Source organism: Moraxella sp. CTOTU47618 (assembly GCF_032017425.1).
In the GTDB taxonomy this organism is placed as follows: Bacteria; Pseudomonadota; Gammaproteobacteria; order Pseudomonadales; family Moraxellaceae; genus Faucicola; species Faucicola tetraodonis.
Genome location: NZ_DALZPW010000007.1, coordinates 113,407 through 133,787 on the forward strand (window position 1 = coordinate 113,407; position 20,381 = coordinate 133,787).

Annotated in this window: 21 protein-coding genes and 1 other RNA gene; 13 read left to right on the top strand and 9 right to left on the bottom strand. The window is 43.9% G+C overall.

All coding sequences use genetic code 11. The features are described 5' to 3' along the window. Positions 1-38: 38 nt before the first annotated feature. Both argB and RTS09_RS07290 read left to right on the top strand, forming a co-directional pair. Positions 39-935 (top strand): acetylglutamate kinase, encoded by an 897-nt coding sequence (gene argB, locus RTS09_RS07285; protein ID WP_065252347.1) that lies wholly within the window; start codon positions 39-41, stop codon positions 933-935. Between the two features lie 274 nt (positions 936-1,209). Beyond that, positions 1,210-1,716, top strand: coding sequence for a BLUF domain-containing protein (locus RTS09_RS07290; RefSeq protein WP_312535613.1), 507 nt, complete (start codon positions 1,210-1,212; stop codon positions 1,714-1,716). A 97-nt stretch (positions 1,717-1,813) separates the two neighbouring features. Here the strand turns inward: RTS09_RS07290 and rnpB are convergent. From rnpB to coaD, 4 genes are all read right to left on the bottom strand, one after another. Beyond that, an RNA gene (gene rnpB / locus RTS09_RS07295) (RNase P RNA component class A) lies at positions 1,814-2,168 on the bottom strand. 28 nt (positions 2,169-2,196) lie between these two features. Continuing rightward, positions 2,197-2,610: a PaaI family thioesterase gene (locus RTS09_RS07300; protein ID WP_312535616.1), complete on the bottom strand. Its 414-nt coding sequence runs from the start codon at positions 2,608-2,610 to the stop codon at positions 2,197-2,199. Between the two features lie 66 nt (positions 2,611-2,676). Beyond that, positions 2,677-2,943, bottom strand: coding sequence for a YfhL family 4Fe-4S dicluster ferredoxin (locus RTS09_RS07305; protein WP_312535619.1), 267 nt, complete (start codon positions 2,941-2,943; stop codon positions 2,677-2,679). 43 nt (positions 2,944-2,986) lie between these two features. Beyond that, on the bottom strand, positions 2,987-3,511 hold the full coding sequence (gene coaD, locus RTS09_RS07310) for a pantetheine-phosphate adenylyltransferase (protein WP_312535622.1): 525 nt from the start codon (positions 3,509-3,511) through the stop codon (positions 2,987-2,989). Between the two features lie 420 nt (positions 3,512-3,931). Between coaD and smpB the strand changes: the two genes are divergently transcribed. Further along, positions 3,932-4,402: an SsrA-binding protein SmpB gene (gene smpB / locus RTS09_RS07315; protein WP_007115442.1), complete on the top strand. Its 471-nt coding sequence runs from the start codon at positions 3,932-3,934 to the stop codon at positions 4,400-4,402. Then, positions 4,399-5,190: a methyltransferase domain-containing protein gene (locus RTS09_RS07320; RefSeq protein WP_312535625.1), complete on the top strand. Its 792-nt coding sequence runs from the start codon at positions 4,399-4,401 to the stop codon at positions 5,188-5,190. Before smpB ends, RTS09_RS07320 begins: the two co-directional genes overlap by 4 nt. On the opposite strand, the gene RTS09_RS07325 is transcribed toward RTS09_RS07320, so the two are convergent. Both RTS09_RS07325 and RTS09_RS07330 read right to left on the bottom strand, forming a co-directional pair. Beyond that, positions 5,187-6,374, bottom strand: a complete 1,188-nt coding sequence (locus tag RTS09_RS07325) for an extracellular solute-binding protein (protein WP_198510472.1) — start codon at positions 6,372-6,374, stop codon at positions 5,187-5,189. The genes RTS09_RS07320 and RTS09_RS07325 overlap by 4 nt on opposite strands. Positions 6,375-6,541: 167 nt before the next feature. Further along, a complete protein-coding gene (locus RTS09_RS07330; RefSeq protein WP_312535630.1) occupies positions 6,542-7,222 on the bottom strand; it encodes an alpha/beta fold hydrolase in 681 nt (226 codons plus the stop codon). Between the two features lie 232 nt (positions 7,223-7,454). On the opposite strand from RTS09_RS07330, the gene RTS09_RS07335 reads away from it, so the two are divergent. Further along, positions 7,455-8,327: a rhomboid family intramembrane serine protease gene (locus RTS09_RS07335; RefSeq protein ID WP_312535632.1), complete on the top strand. Its 873-nt coding sequence runs from the start codon at positions 7,455-7,457 to the stop codon at positions 8,325-8,327. A 150-nt stretch (positions 8,328-8,477) separates the two neighbouring features. After that, positions 8,478-10,016 (top strand): fumarate hydratase, encoded by a 1,539-nt coding sequence (locus RTS09_RS07340; RefSeq protein WP_312535634.1) that lies wholly within the window; start codon positions 8,478-8,480, stop codon positions 10,014-10,016. 208 nt (positions 10,017-10,224) lie between these two features. Here the strand turns inward: RTS09_RS07340 and RTS09_RS07345 are convergent, their stop codons facing one another. After that, positions 10,225-10,446, bottom strand: a complete 222-nt coding sequence (locus RTS09_RS07345; RefSeq protein WP_312535637.1) for a PspC domain-containing protein — start codon at positions 10,444-10,446, stop codon at positions 10,225-10,227. Between the two features lie 508 nt (positions 10,447-10,954). Here RTS09_RS07345 and nadR point away from each other — a divergent pair. The 7 genes from nadR (at position 10,955) to RTS09_RS07380 (ending at position 18,017) form a co-directional block, all read left to right on the top strand. Next, on the top strand, positions 10,955-12,028 hold the full coding sequence (gene nadR / locus RTS09_RS07350) for a multifunctional transcriptional regulator/nicotinamide-nucleotide adenylyltransferase/ribosylnicotinamide kinase NadR (RefSeq protein WP_312535640.1): 1,074 nt from the start codon (positions 10,955-10,957) through the stop codon (positions 12,026-12,028). A 120-nt stretch (positions 12,029-12,148) separates the two neighbouring features. Next, positions 12,149-12,895 (top strand): nicotinamide riboside transporter PnuC, encoded by a 747-nt coding sequence (pnuC, locus tag RTS09_RS07355; RefSeq protein WP_099807719.1) that lies wholly within the window; start codon positions 12,149-12,151, stop codon positions 12,893-12,895. Between the two features lie 182 nt (positions 12,896-13,077). Beyond that, positions 13,078-13,533, top strand: coding sequence for an Mpo1 family 2-hydroxy fatty acid dioxygenase (locus RTS09_RS07360; protein WP_239741665.1), 456 nt, complete (start codon positions 13,078-13,080; stop codon positions 13,531-13,533). Between the two features lie 150 nt (positions 13,534-13,683). Beyond that, positions 13,684-14,874 (top strand): hypothetical protein, encoded by a 1,191-nt coding sequence (locus tag RTS09_RS07365; protein WP_312535647.1) that lies wholly within the window; start codon positions 13,684-13,686, stop codon positions 14,872-14,874. 418 nt (positions 14,875-15,292) lie between these two features. Beyond that, positions 15,293-15,664 carry an HAD-IIIC family phosphatase gene (locus RTS09_RS07370; protein ID WP_312535649.1) on the top strand — a complete coding sequence of 124 codons (372 nt, stop codon included), beginning with the start codon at positions 15,293-15,295 and terminating at the stop codon, positions 15,662-15,664. A 44-nt stretch (positions 15,665-15,708) separates the two neighbouring features. After that, a complete protein-coding gene (locus RTS09_RS07375; protein ID WP_312535651.1) occupies positions 15,709-17,283 on the top strand; it encodes an aminoglycoside phosphotransferase family protein in 1,575 nt (524 codons plus the stop codon). Then, positions 17,274-18,017: a glycosyltransferase family 2 protein gene (locus RTS09_RS07380; protein ID WP_312535654.1), complete on the top strand. Its 744-nt coding sequence runs from the start codon at positions 17,274-17,276 to the stop codon at positions 18,015-18,017. Before RTS09_RS07375 ends, RTS09_RS07380 begins: the two co-directional genes overlap by 10 nt. A 99-nt stretch (positions 18,018-18,116) precedes the next feature. Here the strand turns inward: RTS09_RS07380 and RTS09_RS07385 are convergent, their stop codons facing one another. Continuing rightward, on the bottom strand, positions 18,117-19,193 hold the full coding sequence (locus RTS09_RS07385; RefSeq protein ID WP_312535657.1) for a WavE lipopolysaccharide synthesis family protein: 1,077 nt from the start codon (positions 19,191-19,193) through the stop codon (positions 18,117-18,119). A 174-nt stretch (positions 19,194-19,367) separates the two neighbouring features. Continuing rightward, complete coding sequence (locus tag RTS09_RS07390) at positions 19,368-20,339, bottom strand: HpcH/HpaI aldolase/citrate lyase family protein (RefSeq protein ID WP_312174748.1); 972 nt, start codon at positions 20,337-20,339, stop codon at positions 19,368-19,370. Positions 20,340-20,381 lie beyond the last annotated feature (42 nt).

The following is a 20,381-nucleotide window of genomic DNA, read 5'->3' on the forward strand; positions in this document are numbered from 1 at the left end:
TAAAAAACGTCTCTAGCAAAATTATATAAGGATTTGAAATGGCATTAGATCTTGAGCAGGCCATGCATACCGCTGACGTATTGACCGAAGCACTACCCTACATCCAGCGTTTTGAAGATAAAGTGATGGTGGTCAAATACGGCGGCAATGCTATGACTGATCCGATATTAGAGAGTTCTTTTGCCAGAGATATCGTCATGTTAAAGACTGTAGGCATTCATCCTGTGGTGGTCCATGGCGGCGGTCCACAAGTCGATAACTTGCTTAAAGAATTGGGGCGCAGCTCTGACCGCATTGATGGCATGCGAGTGACCGATAAAGCCACCATGGATGTGGTGGAAATGGTACTTGGTGGTAGCGTCAACAAATCTATCGTCAATCTCATCAACAAACACGGTGGTCGTGCTATTGGCTTAACGGGTAAAGATGCCAGTCTCATTCGCGCTAAAAAATTACCGATGACCAAAACGGATGAACAAGGCAACCAACAACAAATTGATTTGGGATTTGTGGGTGATGTGGTCAGCATCAATCGCGATGTGATTGATTTGATGATTGCCTCTAACTTTATTCCTGTCATCGCACCGCTTGGCGTGGATGATGAAGGCAATACTTACAATATCAATGCCGATGTGGTGGCGGGGAAAGTCGCTGAGTTCATGCTCGCGGAAAAACTGATTTTACTCACCAACATCAAAGGGGTGCTTGATAAAGAAGGCAATGTTGCCACTGGACTTACCCCAAGCAAGGTGGATGAGATGATTGCCGATGGCACTATCTCTGGGGGCATGATTCCAAAAATCAGCTATGCACTAGAAGCGGTAAAAAACGGGGTAAAAAGTGCGGTGATTGTCGATGGTCGTGTTCCTCATGCGACTTTGCTAGAGGTCTTTACCGATAAAGGCGTTGGCACCCTCATTAGCCGCCATCCTTGAAGTAGCTTTTGCGTCACTTATGTTTCTGAGTGGTTTTTGGGTTGCTTTTGGGTTAATAAGCCGCTGATTCACGCGGTTTTTTTTCGCTGATGATATGGGTCAAATATAGGATATATTTTAGTATTACAACACAAATGTAATTGGTATTTTTTCTAATTTTGACTATCATGACTATTTTATTTTGCAAATTTATATAATGTTGCAAGCGGCTGTAGCAGATAATAGCAATTATTTGGAATTCATATTCACGTACCACTTACCAAGGACTATTGGGATGTCACAAAAATACTTTATGGCTTATTGTAGTGAGATAACGCTGACTGCGGCGTTGAATCAACATACGTTTACCCAAATTCTGAACCAATGTATTAAAAATAATGCCAGCTCTGGTATCACTGGTTTTTTGCTGTACGATGCCGGTAAGTTTTTTCAGTATTATGAAGGCGATGAGTTAGCGTGTGCAAACTTACTTCATGCTTTAAAACAAGATGATCGCCACACCCATATCAAACTCATTGGTCAAGGCTATATTTCAAACGCCGTATTTAACAACTGGTTTATGGGCTGTTTTGATTTATCCAAGCATTCCTATCTCTTTAAACACCATGCTTTTATAGAATCATTTGATGTCTATAGTTGGGGAATGCAAGAAGTCGTTAAGCTGATTGATATCATGTCAGAGCAAAGAATCACTTACATCACGCCGCAAAAACCTATCAAATCACTGTTTAGTAAACGCTTTATGCGTATTCGAAATTTCACCCTGCCGTTTCAAGGTTAGTGGCTAATTTCAAATCTACTAAATCGGAAAGTTAAAACGATATTATTGCCACGCGTAAAAATAAAAAACCTATTGATAACAATAGGTTGATTAAAATAAGCATGGCAAACCGATAAGCCGGGTTCTGTCTAGGACGAACATTCATCTAGGCGTATCGTTACCAATACGCTCAAGCAACCTACCCGTGTCCAACGCGGGCAACGCCATACGGACACCTATTTGGTCTTGCTACGAGTGGAGTTTACCTTGCCATGAACTGTTACCAGTCATGCGGTGGGCTCTTACCCCACCCTTTCACCCTTACCTTATTGCTAAGGCGGTCTACTCTCTGCTGCACTTGTCGTAGGCTTACGCCCCCCAGCCGTTAGCTGGCACTCTGCCCTGTGTAGCCCGGACTTTCCTCCCCTTACCCACTGTAAACAGGGGCAAGCAGCGTTCGTCTGGTCTGCCAAGGCAAGCATTATAGCAGGCTTTATCTATTTAGTCACGGTCAGCAGGCAACGCATACGTACCGACTGCATGCGCCACAGGTCTGTCATCACCTTCTGAATAAATCAATACATCGCCTACCGCAAGCGTGCGCCCGACTTTGATAAGCTGGCATTTGGCGATAAGGTTGGCTTGTGCAGAGGGTTTTCGCAGAAAAGACACATTAAGATTGGTAGTCACTGCCAATGGTACGATACCGATTTCGCCCAAAATAGCCACATATAGCGCAACATCAGCCACTTTCATCATCACAGGCCCTGATACCGTACCACCCGGTCGTAATTCATCGTCACCAATAAGATGTGACACAATTGCTTGCCCGTTACCCACCGATTCGATGTGGCAGTTGGCTTGGGGGAAAGATTGCTTCAGAAAAGCACTCAGTTCTGCTTTATTGGCGGGCATAGACATTCCTTATCTATAATAGCTTTGTTAAAATTCGACGTTGTTAAAAATAGCGGTTATGAAAATTTATTGACTAGTATTCTTAGTTTGGGTGATGCGCTCAAATTTGAGCATTAACTGCGCTGGCGTCTCCAGGTAATTCGGATCTTTGGGGATACAATCAGGTACAGGACAAAACAGCGAACACTGCGGCTCATCAAAATGACCGACACACTCAGTACACAGCGCAGGGTCAATTTCATAAATCAACTCACCCACATAAATCGCATCGTTGGGGCAAAGGGGCTCGCAGACATCGCAGTTGATACATTCATCAGTGATTATTAATGCCATAGCTTTTAAAACGTTTACCAAGAAACGTTTATTTTACCACGACTTACCAACCCTGTTGTTTTTTTCGTTCAAATGCCTCTTCGACACACGGCGGTACAAATTTACTCACATCACCGTCTAATTTGCCAATTTCGCGCACCAGCGTTGAGGAGATAAAAGAATATTGCTGCGATGGGGTCAAAAACACCGCTTCAAAGTTTGGGTCTAGTTCACGATTGAGATTGGCAAGCTGAAATTCATACTCAAAATCTGACATCGCCCGCAATCCACGCAGTACACCTGTGGCTTGTTGATTTTTTGCCAAATCCACCAGCAACCCATCAAAGCCAATCACCGATATATTGCTCAAATCTTTATCATGACAGGCTTTTTCTACCAGTCCAATCCGTTCCTCTAAAGTAAATAACGGTTTTTTATGATGACCAATCGCCACCGCGACAATTACCTCATCAAAAAGGCGGCAAGCGCGCTTAATCAAATCAAGGTGCCCTTTGGTAATCGGGTCAAATGTACCCGGATAGATAATTTTAGTATAAGGGTTTGCAATTGGCTGGCTGGCTGCTGACATGGCTGTCTCTTTATGATAAATAATGCGCTATTTGGTGCTAACAATATGATTAAAACAAAGATTGCTAGTTTGTTGCTAATCCTAGCAAAATTTGCCCCCAATTAACAATCAAATCTCACTATCAATTTGTGTTTAGCGTGTTATCATGACAGCTTTGCAGCCTTTTACCCAAAGCTTAATTAAAACTTAGGGTAAAGCCTAGCAATAAAAAACTTAGTAATCCAAAGCCCAATAATCAAAAACTTAAACTTAGTAATCAAAACCCAAGAATTGATTTATCGGGATTTATCGCCATATTAAACGGCTTATCATACTGATTTATGGCAACACGATTCTTGTAATAAGATTATGGCAACAAAATTATTAACACACGCTGTGCAGCATTGGGTATGTCCGCGATGTTGCAGCAAGGAAACCTAAATGACTAAAAAACCAAAAATGCCTAGCCTGATTGCTAGCAACAAAAAAGCGCGTCACGAGTATTTTATTGAAGAAAGCTTTGAAGCGGGGCTTGAGCTGCTCGGCTGGGAAGTCAAATCCATCCGTGCGGGTAAAATGCGTATCACCGAAAGCTATGTGATTTTTAGAGATGGTGAAGCCTTTTTGTTTGGCGCGCACATTCAGCCGCTGCTATCGGCATCGACTCACATTGTCGCTGACCCCCTTCGCACCCGTAAGCTACTGCTGCACCGCCGCGAGATTGATAAGCTCTTTGGCATGGTCAACCAAAAAGGTCATACCTGTGTGGCGCTTAAAGTGTACTGGAGTCATGGCCGCGTCAAATGCGAAATTGCCCTTGCTAAGGGTAAAAAACTACACGATAAACGCGCCACCTTAAAAGAGCGTGATTATCAACGCGAAAAACAACGCGGACTGAAAAATCTTGTATGACGAACCAAGACCGCAATTTTGATGACATCAGCGCGCATTTTGAGAAAAAAATATACGGCGGCTTAAAAGGTGAAATTCGCCTTGCCGTGCTGCGCCATGATATCTTTGGCTGGGTAAAGTCATGGCAACAGACACAAACCCGACCGCTTCGCGTATTGGATGTTGGTGCAGGCTTGGCGCAAATCAGTATCGAACTTGCCAAAGACGGGCATGACGTCACCATCAATGACATCTCTGCCAATATGCTTGAGATTGCCAAACAAAACGCAGGCGAGGCGGCACAAAATATCACCTGGCATACCTGCCCTTATCAGCAATTGGATGATAAATTAACCGGCAAATATGATTTAATCCTGTGTCATGCGGTGCTTGAGTGGTTGGCTGAGCCAAAACTGATTATGGATTTTTTTGATCGGTGGCTTGTCGATGATGGCGCTGAAAAAGGGGTGCTATCGCTGTGTTTTTATAACCCTGCCAGCTTTGTGTACCGTAACTTGGTGATGGGCAATTTTAATCTACTAAATAACAAAGATTTTAAAGCCGATAATGGCAGTTTGACGCCCAATCACCCGGTGGCAAAAGATGAGGTGATTGCTTGGATTGGTGACCATCATTACCAAATCTTGCATACGTCAGGGTTACGGGTGTTTCATGATTATTCACCGCTCAAGCGTGGTGGACATACCAATCCACAAGCGGTAATTGATATGGAAGTCGCCTATAGCGGACAAGACCCTTATAAATGGCTAGGGCGTTATTTGCATTTTTTGGTGAGCAAAGCTAATTAGTAATAACCCGCTTGCTGCATTGAATCGACTGCCAGCGCTTGTCTTTCGCCATAAAACCTCACAGGTATCGGGCTGACTTCAATATCCCCCCAAGATTTGAGTAATACCGAGGCTTCGGCATTGGGGTCAATCGGAAAGGTGTTACTTAAACTGGCATACAGCGATTGCTGATCTTTGGCAGCCAGCCATTCAATCAGCCCTAAAGCTAGCTCGGTATGCTTGGCAGCATGCGCAATGGCAACCCCTGTGATGTTGGTACTGACGCCGCCGTAGCCCTTATTGATCCATTTGATTTTAATCGGGGTATCGGGATGCGCTTGCAGATAGCGTCCGTAGTGGTTGCTGTTGACCAGACCGATTTGGCATTTACCGCTTTCTATGGCCTTTAGCACTTCACTGTCATCCAGCAGCACAGGGACACTTAGATTGGCAAGCCAACCTTGCATCACTTCTTGGGTGCGTTTATCGCCTAGATTATTGATGAGATTGACCACCAGTGACTGATTAGGGATATATTTGCCTTGGCTTAGGCACAGTTTTTGTGACCATTTTAGTTTAGACAAGTCGGCATAGCTTGAGATATCATTGGTATGGAGTACACGACTATCATACACTGCGGTACGCGCGTAGCTAGATAACGCAATCCAATTGCCATCAGGATCACGGTAACGCTCTGGGACATGCGCCACTGCTTTTTCGGCATTAAAGGGTTGTAACAACCCTTCTTCGACTGCGGTACTAAAAACACCCGCATCTTCAGTCAAAATCACATCCGCAGGGCTATTGGCACCCTCTGCTTTTAACCGTGCCAAAATTGACATTGGTTCATCTTGCACGATATGAATCGGCACATTGATTTGCCTAGCATAGCTAGTTAATAACGGCTCAAGCGCCGCTTTGTCAATGGAGGTGTAAATCGTGAGTTGATTGGGCACTGCTGCAGTGGTACTCGCAATACTTGCATTTGGCGTCGCACTGGTATTACTAGCATTATTGCCATTAGTGGTCGAAGCCGATTGTGACGTTGTGGATGGCGGCGCCGATGACGGGCTACAGGCACTTAACGCACCCGATATACTCACCAAGGCAATTAACAAAGCGCTGATGGCTGATGATTGCGCATTGACATTGGTACGCACCTTATGACCCATCATACAATCCATCACATCACTTGCTTTCAACACAGCTTAACCTTCTTCAACAGCTTTGCCTGACCATCGCTCAATGGATGATGGCTAAATACATCATCGCTCAATAGAGCGCCTAAAAAACTTTGGATGATTATAGCATTTTGCCCCAAGATAATTCTTAAAAAAACTTTGAATTGACGGGTTTTTAACCCTAGTTTGTCTCAACAATTTTTTGTATGCAAAAAATGCCCTTGTTGCAAAAAGTGATGGATTTGCATCGCTACTTCATCATTTATCAGTAATCCCGTATGAGACGCATTGACGGTGATATGGTCTTTGGCAGCAGCAAGCTGGGTTTCATGCACAAATACCGTGCCGTCATTGGGCTGCAGATGCGGCTCAAGCTTGGTAAGCTCACGGTTACGGGGTAATACCACTTTGCCAAGCCCCACCGAACGAACCCCCGCAATACTACCTAGCTGTACTTCATCGTTGAGTGCAGGCGCATTGCCATCAAGCCCCTGCAGATACGAGCGACCGACGAATTTTGGCAGGATTTTGACGATGTTATTGGCACTGATGCTGCCATTATGCGGCGTCCCAAGTGTCACACAGCGAGTAATCTGCCACTGTGGATAGCGCTGCAAAAAGTCTCGAATGACCAACCCACCCAGACTATGACCGACCAAATAAATAGGCACACCCGCTTTTTCATGTTTGGTCAGCCAGCGGTGCAAACGGCGGCTATGGTTGGCAAGATTATGCGCGACGCTAAAATACCCAAACCTATGACACTCGTAGCCGAGTTTGGTGAGTTTTTTGGCAAGCGGTCGCATCGCCCAGGCATGCATGTGTAAACCATGAATGAGGATGACAAGCGGTTTGGGTTGGCGTTTTATCATAAAGCCTTTTGTATCTATAATTTTTATCTATGATGCTAAAAATTTGGCGAAAATACCTCTCGCTTAGCTTATCATTTTCTGGATTACCCCGACGGATTTGCAAAACATTGTTACCATTTCACACTATAATTGCGATTTGTGAATTGATGATAATGATTTTATACAGGCTTTTTTCTTTTGAAATTTTGGCTTAAATTGGCTTACACTTAAATTGGTTTACATAAGGCGCGCTATGGCATTTGAATCCCCAATCCAACAAGCTTTACAACACTACCCTATCACGTTGGCGTTGGTGGTAATTTGTGTTGGAGTGTTTGCCTTACAGCTATTGTTTGGCGTCAATCCGACCAACCCCACTAACCAATCGTTGATTGCTTGGGGTGCCAATTTTTTACCCTTTTCACTGGGTGAAGCGCCGTGGCGATTGGTGACCAGCCTGTTTTTGCATATTGGTTTTATGCATTTGCTGTTTAATATGTTTGCTTTATATTATTTTGGACAAGTGGCTGAGCGGATGTTTGGCGCTGTCAATTTTTTAGCGTTATTTTTGTTATCAGGGGTTGGCGGCAATTTGCTCAATAACTTTTTGGGCTTGCATAGCGTGATGGCAGGTGAGCCGCCGATTATTAGTGCCGGTGCGTCAGGTGGTATCATGGGTATTGGGATGGCGCTATTGGTGACAGCGCTAACCAAAACATCATTCAATAATTTTGCGTTAAATTTTCGCTCGTTACTGATAGTCATGGCGATTAATTTAGGCTATGGTTTTTTGGTGGGCGGTATCGATAATGCCAGTCATGTGGGCGGTGCAATGATAGGTGGCTTGCTGGGTATGGTGTATGTCATGCAGTATCGCGTTATCCGCCAGCAGCAGCTATTCGCCCATAAAGCTAGTAGCACACCTTGGCCACCCAATCATCTTGGCGATGGACCAATCTCTGGCAGCACTGCCCCATTCATCCCGCCTTCTTTAGTGGTGTTAAAGGGTAAAATCATCACCGCAAGCTATGTAGTGTTGATAGCGGGATTTATGGCGATGTATGGCTGGCTACATACCAGTTTTATGCAATTACTCAATCATGCATTGCCAAGTATTATCCACTAACTGTTAATAATTTTTTAACGGGATAAAAATTTTAGGGGTTAATCTTGTAAAACGGTTATTCCTGCGCCCTTTTGCCAATCTTGTTTGCCAATCTAGCAAGTGACAATGCTATAATAGCGCCACTATTTAGCCAGTGAAAAGGACTAGCCAATGACCGTCATCAAGAAAGACGACTTTATAAATTCTATCGCCAACGCCTTTCAATACATCAGTTATTATCACCCAAAAGACTTCGTTGATGCTGTATATGGAGCATGGCAAAAAGAAACCAACCAATCTGCCAAAAACGCCATGGGGCAAATCCTCACCAATAGCCGTATGTCAGCGATGGGTCATCGTCCGATTTGCCAAGATACTGGTAGTGCGGTAGTGTTCCTTGATATCGGTATGAACGTGCAATGGGACTTGCAAGGCTCAGCGATGAGCGTTGAAGACATGGTTAATGAAGGGGTGCGCCGTGCTTACAACAATCCAGACAACCCACTAAGGGCATCCATCCTAGTAGACCCAATTGGCAAACGTCAAAACACCAAAGACAACACGCCAGCAGTGGTTCACATGAGCGTGGTACCGGGTGACAAAGTTGATGTGATTTGTGCCGCGAAAGGTGGCGGTTCAGAAAACAAAGCAAAATTTGCGATGCTAAACCCCTCAGATTCGATTGAAGAATGGGTGTTAAAAACCGTCCCACAAATGGGGGCAGGTTGGTGTCCACCTGGTATCTTAGGTATCGGTGTCGGCGGCACGCCAGAAAAAGCCATGATGCTTGCCAAGCGCTCACTTATGGAACACATCGATATCCATGATTTACAAGCCAAAGCCCAAAGCGGTGCCGAGCTTGATAGCGTTGAGCGCTTACGTCTCAATATGTACGACAAAGTGAACGAGCTTGGCGTTGGCGCCCAAGGTCTTGGCGGCTTGACTACGGTACTCGATGTGAAAGTACTAGATTTTCCTACCCATGCCGCAAGCAAAGCCGTTGCCATGATTCCAAACTGTGCGGCGACTCGTCATATTCACTTTACCCTAGACGGTCAAGGTGAAGCAGCCTTGCCTGTCCCTTCACTATCAGATTGGCCAGAAGTGTCCTTTGGCTCCGATGATGTGATTAAAGTCAATGTTAACGACTTAACCAAACAAACCTTAGGTCAGTTTAACATCGGTGATACCTTACTACTTAGCGGTAAAATCTTAACGGGTCGTGATGCCGCGCACAAACGCATGGTCGATATGCTTGCCAAAGGCGAAGCGCTACCCGTGGATTTACAAAATCGCTTTATTTATTATGTCGGTCCTGTCGATGCCGTGGGCGATGAAGTGGTCGGTCCAGCAGGTCCCACCACCTCAACGCGTATGGATAAATTCACCGACACAATCTTGGATCAAGGCTTGATTGGGATGATTGGTAAATCCGAGCGTAGTCCTGCGACCTGTGAAGTCATTGCCAAACATGGCGCAATTTATCTCATTGCAGTGGGTGGTGCCGCTTATCTAGTATCAAAAGCTATCAAAGGCGCTAAAGTACTTGCCTTCCCAGAGCTAGGTATGGAAGCGATTTATGAGTTTGAAGTAGAAGATATGCCGGTGACGGTCGCTGTTGACAACCAAGGTAACAGTATCCACCGCTTTGATAAAGTCGCAGAACGCGCCCAGCAAGTGATTGCCGAGCCTGTACGTTTTGTGCCTTAGTCAATTTTTTCAAGATTTTTAATATGAACAAAAGCCTTAAGCATTTCCTTAAGGCTTTTTTTAGGTTAAAAAAATACCCAGATAATGTAGTATCTGGGCAGGAGGAAAAGTGGAGAAGTTTATAGTTATTGTTATAGCTAGTTGTTATTATTCATAATATTTCTTTTTTTAATTGTTTAGCTGGGCTACAAATACGCCTATACACCCATCAAACCGCACGATAAGAGCTTTGGGTAGCATTTGGCATGACAATCCATAACACGATGTATATCAAAATACCTGGCACTGCCACACTCGCGGTTGAGATAATCACAAACAACAAACGCACCAATGTTACATTCCAGCCTAAATACTCTGCAATACCCCCCATCACACCTGCAATCATACGATGATTCTGAGAGCGATGAAGTTTTACCAGTTTATTTGTCATTCAATTTTTCACCTGTTAAAAATAAAGAAAACCACTTACGACTTAGTTAAAACCTAACATTTTTAAAATTTAATGCCTTTAAAACTTAATGCCGTTAGAAAACTTAGTGCCATCAGCTAAAATTATTGGTTAAAGATACTACGTTTTGGTTATGATTTATTATAAGCAAATGCAGAGTATAGTTGGGTGACAAAACGTAGAATGATGTTTCTTTTAGTAACTTTTTCTACAGCATTATTATCATGAGCGATTATGAGGAGCGCTGTTATCGTGGCTATGCTGTTATCGCGGCTATATAGCGTGTGTGGTAGCGTTTGTGCACCTATTCTTACAAATTGTGATACTAGCGTTACAAACGATTGTAACTTCATAGCGGCTAATCGATTATCATAGCGTTACTTTATATCCTTATTCTTTATATCCTTATTAGGGATATCTATCCAAGTAATCAAAAAATCAAGTCAATAAAAAATAGTTAAAAAAACCATGATGAAGTGATGAGGAAAGCATGATGCAAGATGTGGGTATCATTATTGGACATTTTGAGCCGCTGCATTTGGGGCATGTAAGAACGATTTTGCATGCATCTGGGCAAGTCAAAGATTTATATATTTTTATTACCGCTCACCCTGCGCCAAATCCGAATTTTTCCATTGATTTGAAAGATAAAGCGCGCTGGATGACCATGGCATTTGCTGATTTGCCATTTGTGCATATAGAGATTTTACCTGATTTGGTAACCCCCTCGTATGAAGACAATTATCAAGATTTGAGCGTTGATGAGGTCAATGCGGTATTAGCGGATTTGCAACAACGTTACTTTAAGTTGACCACATCTAGCGATAAGGCAGAGGTAGTAACCCCGGTTGTGTTTATGGATGAAACCCATCCGTTTGTCGATTATGGTTTACATTTACCCGTGGTGACCACGCCACGCCAGCGCGGTTTTGATAGCCGCAAGATTCACAATAACCCCGCGCTGTATTGGTCAGCCATTCACCCGCAAGCGCGAGGTGACTACACCAAAACTGTGGCATTGGTGGGTGGTGAAAGCTCAGGTAAAACCACACTACTGCATAAATTAGCCAACTATTATGGTGCAAGCTATGGGTTAGAGATGGGACGGCTGTTTGTGCAAACCGATTTGGGCGGTACTGAGCTTGGTATGCAATACGATGACTATCCGCTCATGGCAACTGACCATGAACAAGCGATACGCGCCGCCAAACGCTTTGCCCCTGCCCCGATCACCTTGGTGGATACAGATTTTGTGACCACGCAAGCATTCTGTGAAGAATACGAAGGGCGTACCCACCCGTTTTTGACCGCCTGTATCGATGAGTTTCGCTTAGATTACACCCTGATGCTTGCCAATAACACCCCTTGGGTCGCCGATGGGATGCGCTCTCTAGGCAGCGAGTCCCAGCGTGAGCGTTTTGAAAACCGTTTAAAACAAATCTTTGCCCGTCATCATATTGCGCCGCTGTTTATTGATAGTCCAGACTATCATCAGCGCTTCTTGGATGCGATTGCGCTCATTGATACACACGTTTTTCACCACTATCAAGATATCGAGGCATAAAATAATTTTCTAGACATGCTTAGTAGACACGCTTGGTAAATATGCTGAAAATTTTTGGTTTTATTTTTTGAAACTTAATTAAAAAATGTTGTTATGGTTGTAATGACTGTTGGAGGCGAAATGCGAATTGCGATTTTGGATAAAATTACCGGTGAATGGGCACAAGAATGGACGGTGGTATGGTTCTTTTTTGGGGTGGTGGCATTGGCTACGGTCTTTTGGTTGACCACAGAACATCGAGCGTTAGACTGGTTTTATTTGGGGGTGTCTTTTATCGGGCTATTGTGTGTGGTATCGCTAAGTTTTCGCCGCAATGTCGCGGGTAATGGCTTTGGTATGTTGGCAACGGCAGGTGAAACCATTGTACAGGGAACCGCGGGTGCGGTGGGTTTGATGCTCGCGCCGCTGTTTAACTTTTTTACCCATTTATATGGCATTTTTTATTGGTCAAAAAATACCGATGGCGATGGCAATATGATTCCCAAATCAGCCAATAAAATTGTTTGGTTGGTAACCATTGCCTTTATCGCGATTGGCTTGGCATTATTTCCAACTGTCAATAATTGGCTAGCGTCGATGGGTTATGGCGTGGTCGCCGACGATGGCAGTAAATTTTTGGGCGTGATTGATTTTTTTTGGATTAATGTGTTGGCATTTGTGCTTTCCATCACAGCGCAAGCCACGATGATTTTACGCTATTCATTCAACTGGTGGTTATGGATTGCGGTGAATTTTGTCTGGCTGATTGTCAACTTGATGTCGCAAAATTATATTTTTGCCATTCAAACCATGGTGTACCAAATTAATGCGTTTGTGGGGCTGTATGAGTGGTATCGCAGTGAGCAAAAAGCCAAAGGCTTGGCCTAGTAGCCACTGATATCAAAAGCCCTGATATCAAAAGCCACTGATATCAAAACCTATCAGTGTAAATTCGCTGATTTGACAAACGACTAGGGTGTGATACGATTCAGTGGTAACTGATGGGAGTCACACCCATTTTTTATCAGCAATTTTTTTCATTGTTTTTATTATCTTTAAGGAAGAAGATTATGGCAACCGTGACCCTGCTTCATTCAAAGAAATCCCTACAAAGCTGGCTGGCTGACTACGCTGTGAGCCACCAACACCCTATCAATAAAAAAATTCATTGGCTGTGCGTACCCACGATTTTTGCCAGTATCTTGGGCATGGGAATGTCATGGCAGGCGGCGTTTACGTTGGTATTGATTGCTTTGGTAATGCTGTTTTATCTACGCTTGTCTACGCAATTATTTATTGCTATGGGCATGTTTGTGCTGTTTTGCTTGGCAGCGATTGCTATCTTGCCATTTGGGTTTAAGTTTTGGTTTGGCGTATTTGTGGTCGCGTGGATTGGGCAATTTGTCGGTCACAAAATTGAAGGTAAAAAACCGTCATTTTTTGAAGACTTACAATTTTTGTTGATTGGGCCTGCCTGGGTCGCAAATTCGTTGAGTGAAAAATTGGCAAAACCTAAATCGTCATAAAAAACTTCATATTCACTAAGAAAACCCAACATATTACAGCGGCTATTTCCTGGATAATTGCAATGGCTTTGACTATCGCTAGGTTTTTTGGCGATGTATGGTCGACCTACTCATTTTGAGTGCCATATCACTTGTTACCTTGTTGTTATTATGATTAAAAAAGCATCCAACCGCTGGCAACGTATTGAAGTGCCGCAGACCTTCCCGACTATTCACGCGGCTTTGGCTTATTGTAAAAGCCAATTAAATAATTTGGGTGATAAAGGCTTTATCCAAATCAAAATTGCCGATGGCGAGTATTATTTAAGCCAAGTTGAAATTGATTTTTTTAGTGATCGGGTAGAGATTGTTGGCAATTTGGACAATCCTGATAAGGTACAGCTACATTTTGATGATGCCCATAACCGCTGTGGCTTTTTGATGCAGCGGGGCAACGGTATTTTTAAAATCGATGGCATGACTATCAATGGCACTAAGGCGTTTTTGGGCTATGGACAGTGGCAAGATGAAGGCTATGGTGCCGGTATCATGTGCAATTACAATAGCCAAGTGCTCGTGGGGTCAAAGGTCCGTATCAATAAGTTTTATTATGGGGTTGCTGCCCGCTTTGGCTCAAGTATCCGCTGTGAGCCTGGGGTGATTGTACAGTTTGCGGGGGACGTCGGGTTTTTTGCGTATGGGGGCTCGATAGATGCCCAGCAATGCGAGGCGTATCACTGTGCGCATTTGGATGAAGAGTTGGGTTTTGGATTTTGCGCGGAATCTAGCGGCTTTGTCAATGCCGACAACAGCGTGTCTGCCCACAACCATATCGCAGGGTTTTATGCACTCACCAATGGCTCGATGTGGTGTCATGATACCAGTGCCAGCGAAAACAAACATGGCTTTTTGGCGCTGCACAATGGTATGCTAAGCTGCAACAGCATCAACCGACGTACCAATGCCTTTCGCAATTATGGCTATGGCTATTTTGCCGACAATGGCGGGCGTATTTTGGCCAATCGCAGTCTTGGCAATGAAAACGTGATCGGTGGCTATTTTGCCCGTCATCACGCCAGTATCGATATCACCCACGCCAATGCCAACCACAATCAAGGCCACGGCTATACCGCAATCAATGCCACCTTGCTCGGTAACGGTGCTGAAGCGCGATTTAATCAAGGTAACGGCTTTGTTATAGGGCAGTCAGGCTTTTTGGATGGCAGTTTTTTGATGGCCTATGGCAATGCAGGCTATGGCTATCATTTAGATCATTGCCAAGCCTTTATGCCCAATGCCCGTGGCTGGAAAAACGCGCTGGGTCGTATGTACAAAGTCCATAGTTACGTCGCTATCAAATAAATTTTTCGTGCTTTGCCGCGGTTTTTTGCTTACTGTTGTTTCGCCTTTTAATCTTTTAGCCTATCAATCCATCATTAGTAAAAGCCAATTTTTTATCAAATTACAACCTATTTCATTTAGATTCATCAGCCTCTCACCCGTTTTTCCTGCTCTGGCTTATTCTCAAAAATTGTCAACATCGATTGATTGATTGGTTAAAAGTGGTTTAGCCAATATTAACCATTGTGATTAAGCCCTATAATCGATTTTTCTCACATTCTTACCTAAAATTACAATAAGTAATGAATAAGTAATATCATTTGATAGAGATTCGTTTTAAGGTATTGAAGTTAAAATCACAACCAACTAATTGATTTTATTGAAAATACAAAAATTTTTAGTTTAAGTCTATCACTGCCATATTAGGAACATAATAACAATGAAGCGGCTAATCTTTGACCTAGATGACACCCTATGCACCACCCAAAACGGCGACTATGCCAATGCCCAACCCATCACCGAAGTTATCGAGAAACTTAGAGACTATCACCGACAAGGGTTTACCATTGTCATCAATACCAGTCGCAATATGCGCACCTATCAAGGCAATATTGGCGCTATTAATAAAAACACCTTGCCAATTATCATCGATTGGCTGAGACGACATGATATCCCGTATGATGAATTATACGTAGGTAAACCTTGGTGCGGCTTTGAAGGGTTTTACGTGGATGACAAAGCTATTCGACCCGACGAATTGGTCAAGCTAAGCTATGCAGAGATTTGCCAGTTACTTGATTTAACACCTTAATAAAAAAATAAAAACAATAACGACAGTTAAGGTAATTTAACGCCATGATACTCATTAACGCCTCTTCTTATGTCAATGCCGAATTTGAAGCAGAAATTGGGCGCATTCCGCCTTGCATGCTGCCCATTGGCAATAAAAAACTGTTACAGCTGCAAGTCGATGTGGTGCGCCAACACTTTCCCCATGAAAAAATTCTATTGTCACTACCCGAAGCTTATACTTTGACCATCAATGAAAAAGCGGTGATTGAGTCACTTCCCATTGAAGTGGTGACAATCCCTGAAAATTTGGCATTGTCCGAGACGATTTTATATGTGCTTAATCTAGCCATTGATAAATCATACCAGTATATTCGTATCATCCAAGGGGATGTATTTTTACCACACTTAGTTGATTACTCAGATTGTATTGGTGTGTCAGATAAAACGCGCCAATACGACTGGCAACAAACCAAAAAAATGAAAGAAAACCCCACCGATTGGATTGGGTATTTTGCCTTTTCCTCACGATTGGAGTTAATTAAAGCGCTGGCGATTAGTAAGAAAAATTTTGTACGGGCGATTTATTTGTACCAACAAGCTATCGCAATGAAATCGGTCAACATTGAGTCGTATTATGACTGCAGTAATTTTGTCCATTATATTCATGCCCGCGCCAATATGACCACCGAACGCGCCTTTAATTCACTGCAGATTCGGGAAGGCATTGTCACCAAAAGCAGTGATGACAACAACAAAATTGAAGCGGAAATTTATTGGTACACCCATATTCCTGCGCCACTCAGACGTTTTACCCCGCAATTGATTGATTATCAGCAAGTGGACGGACAGTTTAGTTATAGCTTAGAGTTCTTGCCATTATTACCGCTCAATGAGTTGTATGTGCATGGGTTAAATACCACTGAGTTTTGGCAACATATTTTTCAGCTATTAAAAGAATTTTTTAGTATGGCTAATCAGTCCGACGTGCATCGCCATATCGAAACCGGGTTTGCCAAATCATATGCCGAAGATTTGTACCATAAAAAAACCTTAAAGCGCTTGTACGCGTATGCCGATGATGCCGATATCGATTTGAACCAACCTGTGATATATGATGAAACGATGCTTGGCAGTACGCTAGAGATTGCGCAGGACTGTATCGACAAAGCCTTGGCACTGCCAAACACCGTGAGTGTCATGCATGGCGATTTATGTTTTAGCAACATTATGTATGACATGCGCGGTCGCCGGGTAAAAGTTTTTGACCCACGGGGCACGGATTCTAACGGCAACTTTAGTATTTTTGGTAATGCAAGCTATGATTTAGCCAAGCTCACCCATTCTGTGATTGGTATGTATGATTTTATCATCGCAGGGCGTTATGAAATTATTGATAGCCCTAGTGGTAGCAATATACGATTCGATATTGATAAGCGTTTGGAGCAAATCCAGCAAGAATTTTTTGCAGGCACCTGGGTCAATGGCATGACCACAGAATCTATCATGCCAGCGGTGGTGTTATTGTTCTTATCCATGCTACCCTTGCACGCAGATAGACCCGATCGCCAGCGCGCCATGCTGCTCAATGCATATCGTTTATATAAAATGTATGTGATGGAGGCAGTGACATGTTCGTAATTCCGATGGCAGGGCTAAGCAGTCGTTTTTTTAAGGCGGGCTTTGAGGTACCTAAGTATCAATTGTCGATTGCCGATACCATTGTGTTTGATTTGGCAATCAAGTCGTTTGAGCGCTATTTTAGCACCGATTTATTTTTGCTTATCGTGCGCGATGTATATGATACCCCGCGATTTGTTGCTGAGCGATTAACGCGCTTGGGTGTGCGCAATTTTATGATTCATACCCTTGATGGCGAGACAGCAGGACAAGCTGAAACAGTAGCCCTCGGACTCGGAATGGGACTCAGCAATCCTAGCATTGATGACGATGAGCCGATTTATATTTTTAACATTGATACCTTTCGCTATGGGTTTGAAAAACCTGACTGGGTAGAGTCTGTTGATGGCTATTTAGAAGTATTTGAAGGCGAAGGCGACCATTGGTCATTTATCGCTGTCGGTGACGATGACAGGGTGATTAAAACCACCGAAAAACAGCGCATCTCCAATCTTTGCAGTGATGGCCTATATTATTTTAAATCCAAGCAGCAGTATCTGTCGTTGTTTCAACAAGCGATTACCCAACAGTTGACGGTTAACAACGAATATTATATTGCCCCGATGTATAATTTATTAATCGCACAAGGCGGCAGGGTTGGTTATGTCAAAATCACGGAGGACGACATTGATTTTTGTGGTACGCCGGATGAATACCAAGCGCTTAAAGCCCACGGTTTAAAGGCTGATGTTTAAGGGCTCATGGTTAAAGGTTGATGTTTAAAAATTGGCGTTTAATTGTTTAGTTGAAAAAAAGCTTACCATCTGTTGGGTAAGCTTTTTTATTTAGCGGATTTAGGGATAAAGACGGGAGAAAATCTGCTGTTGATCGACTGGGCTGTTTTGATAAAACTCTGCTGCGGCAATACTTTTCATCACCGCTCGTTCATCCGCATGCGCCAAGCGGGTTTCGTCAACTTGGTTGGGATACCAATATTGATAAAACAGCTGATACCAGTCATCATGGCTGATGCAGTTCATCGCCATAAAAGCATCGGTCAATGTCCACGCGTATTTGGGTAACCGTAGTCCGTAGTCTGTCATATCAAGCACAATTACGTCACTCGCCAAAAATGCCTTGTGTGCATCTAAAATCTGCTCGTTGAGCTCATTGTAGTAGCTTGGCGTGGCGGCGTAACCGATTTGATTGGCATAATGACTGGCAATATGCTGCTCGACAGCCAACCGCGTGCGAAAAGTATTGTCCGCAAATTTGGCATCGACATCTTGTGCATGCGACTCAAAATAAGTGGCATTGTCACGACTCATCAGGGGTGCTGACCAAAACGCCTGCAGTCGCTCGGTCTTGCCAAACTGCGCCCAATCGCTGATATGAAACGCCATATGCTCAAACATGCTAGGGTCGATGGTAAAAAACGACGGCACTACAATCGGCGAATAGTCGGTTCCTTCACTTTCTGAGGATAAATGGCGCTGGGAATGTAGCGTTACTTGCTGGGTATAATAGCGATAAAATTGTAGCAGATTGTCATTGAGTAAGTAGCTGTCGGTGCGTAGTTTGAGCGCGTATTCGGTGCTGACTTGGTTTAGACCTGCTTGCGTTGAGATGATTTGTCGATTGACGTTGTTAGGGGCGTCGTAGCCAAATTTGATATTGGGCAGACCCCCAGGATCTGGGTTTAAAATCAGCTGATCGATACCCAATTTGTCGGCGGTGTCAAACTCGGGCGGCAACGCAAGCGTATCCCAAGTCGATAATACAATGGTCGCATGGGGCAAGGCTGCTCGGGTTTTAGCGACGTTAGCCAAAAAATCACTGCCGTCATCGCCGCCCTGCCCTAGCTGATGAACGTTGATACTACCTTGAAAAATAACCGTCACTGACTGACTGGGGAGAGTATTTGCTTGCATAGGTTTCCATGATGCTGGTTATCAGTTAAATTGTTATCATAAATTATTGTTATCTGCTAACCCGTCATCATAGCGCAAATTTGTTCAATTATCGGTCAGTGATTTGTTATCTGACTTTGATGTGACAAACTGTTAGACAGTGGCTTTTAGACCTTGGCTGTTAGACCTTAGCTTTTAGACATTGGCACGGAGCATCACACTGGTCGCCCACGCGCGATGCGTGGCTGGCTCAAGCATACTGTTGTCTTGCTTGAACACCGCCTTGGCATCGGCGGCAAGAATCGCGGTGGCTTGACTGCGCTCTATGTCATTGACATAAAAAGCGTGTTTGACTGCAGCAATTTGCTCAGGGTGAATGATGGTTTTTCCCACCAGTCCCAAGGCGACATCTTGCCGCAATTCTTCAGCAAACAAGGCAGGTTTATCCAAATACTCAAACACGGGTGCGGTCAAATAAAAACCTTGCGGCACAAAACAGGCAATTAACTGATAGATAAGTATGCCAACTGGGGTTTGATAGATCGTCACATCAGACGGACGACGCAAGCGCAGCGAGGCAAATAAATCATTGCCGCCAATACGCAGTGCCAAAATCGACTGGCTAAACCCTTCACTAAACGCTAGCGCCAGTTCTTGGTTGTGTATCGGGTTAAAGATAAGCCGAGTCTCAAGGGTCGGCATCAATAGCTGTGTCGATGGCAATGCCTGACAAGCCAATCGCCAATCGGCAAGGCTTCGCATATCGATTTTTGGTAACACAAAGCCATCCACCAAGCCAATCGTCTGCCAACTGGCAAGCTCGCTGAGCATCAAGGCGTTGCGCGGTCGGATAAATACCATCGGGCGTGAAGCTCGCGGTGAAATTGGGCGCGATTCATCGCCAAAACCATGCGTCTCGGCGTGCTGAGCCCATGTCGCAAGCAGCTGCTTTAAGTTTGCGAGCGCGGCAGGAATTTCACTTTCACTTACCGCATCTTCCAAACAAATCACGATACTATCAATCTCAGCCAATTTTTGCTGACTAATAATTTGCCAAATATCTTGGCGCGTGGCTGGCATATAAAGCGTCGCACCCAGTTGGTAGGGATTGATAGTCGGCGCAACGGGTTCAGCCAAAAAATGATTTACAGGGTGTAATAGTGTCATAAAAGTACAATGTGCGTAAAAGAGCGGTTAGGATAAATGGGC

Coding starts and splice junctions, on each gene's coding strand:
- RTS09_RS07330 (WP_312535630.1), bottom strand. CDS start 7,222: ATGATAAAACGCCAACCCAAACCGCTTGTCATCCTCATTCATGGTTTA.
- smpB (WP_007115442.1), top strand. CDS start 3,932: ATGACTAAAAAACCAAAAATGCCTAGCCTGATTGCTAGCAACAAAAAA.
- RTS09_RS07370 (WP_312535649.1), top strand. CDS start 15,293: ATGAAGCGGCTAATCTTTGACCTAGATGACACCCTATGCACCACCCAA.
- argB (WP_065252347.1), top strand. CDS start 39: ATGGCATTAGATCTTGAGCAGGCCATGCATACCGCTGACGTATTGACC.
- RTS09_RS07390 (WP_312174748.1), bottom strand. CDS start 20,339: ATGACACTATTACACCCTGTAAATCATTTTTTGGCTGAACCCGTTGCG.
- RTS09_RS07365 (WP_312535647.1), top strand. CDS start 13,684: ATGATTAAAAAAGCATCCAACCGCTGGCAACGTATTGAAGTGCCGCAG.
- RTS09_RS07335 (WP_312535632.1), top strand. CDS start 7,455: ATGGCATTTGAATCCCCAATCCAACAAGCTTTACAACACTACCCTATC.
- RTS09_RS07340 (WP_312535634.1), top strand. CDS start 8,478: ATGACCGTCATCAAGAAAGACGACTTTATAAATTCTATCGCCAACGCC.
- RTS09_RS07300 (WP_312535616.1), bottom strand. CDS start 2,610: ATGCCCGCCAATAAAGCAGAACTGAGTGCTTTTCTGAAGCAATCTTTC.
- RTS09_RS07320 (WP_312535625.1), top strand. CDS start 4,399: ATGACGAACCAAGACCGCAATTTTGATGACATCAGCGCGCATTTTGAG.
- coaD (WP_312535622.1), bottom strand. CDS start 3,511: ATGTCAGCAGCCAGCCAGCCAATTGCAAACCCTTATACTAAAATTATC.
- RTS09_RS07380 (WP_312535654.1), top strand. CDS start 17,274: ATGTTCGTAATTCCGATGGCAGGGCTAAGCAGTCGTTTTTTTAAGGCG.
- RTS09_RS07305 (WP_312535619.1), bottom strand. CDS start 2,943: ATGGCATTAATAATCACTGATGAATGTATCAACTGCGATGTCTGCGAG.
- RTS09_RS07360 (WP_239741665.1), top strand. CDS start 13,078: ATGGCAACCGTGACCCTGCTTCATTCAAAGAAATCCCTACAAAGCTGG.
- nadR (WP_312535640.1), top strand. CDS start 10,955: ATGATGCAAGATGTGGGTATCATTATTGGACATTTTGAGCCGCTGCAT.
- RTS09_RS07375 (WP_312535651.1), top strand. CDS start 15,709: ATGATACTCATTAACGCCTCTTCTTATGTCAATGCCGAATTTGAAGCA.
- RTS09_RS07290 (WP_312535613.1), top strand. CDS start 1,210: ATGTCACAAAAATACTTTATGGCTTATTGTAGTGAGATAACGCTGACT.
- RTS09_RS07345 (WP_312535637.1), bottom strand. CDS start 10,446: ATGACAAATAAACTGGTAAAACTTCATCGCTCTCAGAATCATCGTATG.
- RTS09_RS07385 (WP_312535657.1), bottom strand. CDS start 19,193: ATGCAAGCAAATACTCTCCCCAGTCAGTCAGTGACGGTTATTTTTCAA.
- pnuC (WP_099807719.1), top strand. CDS start 12,149: ATGCGAATTGCGATTTTGGATAAAATTACCGGTGAATGGGCACAAGAA.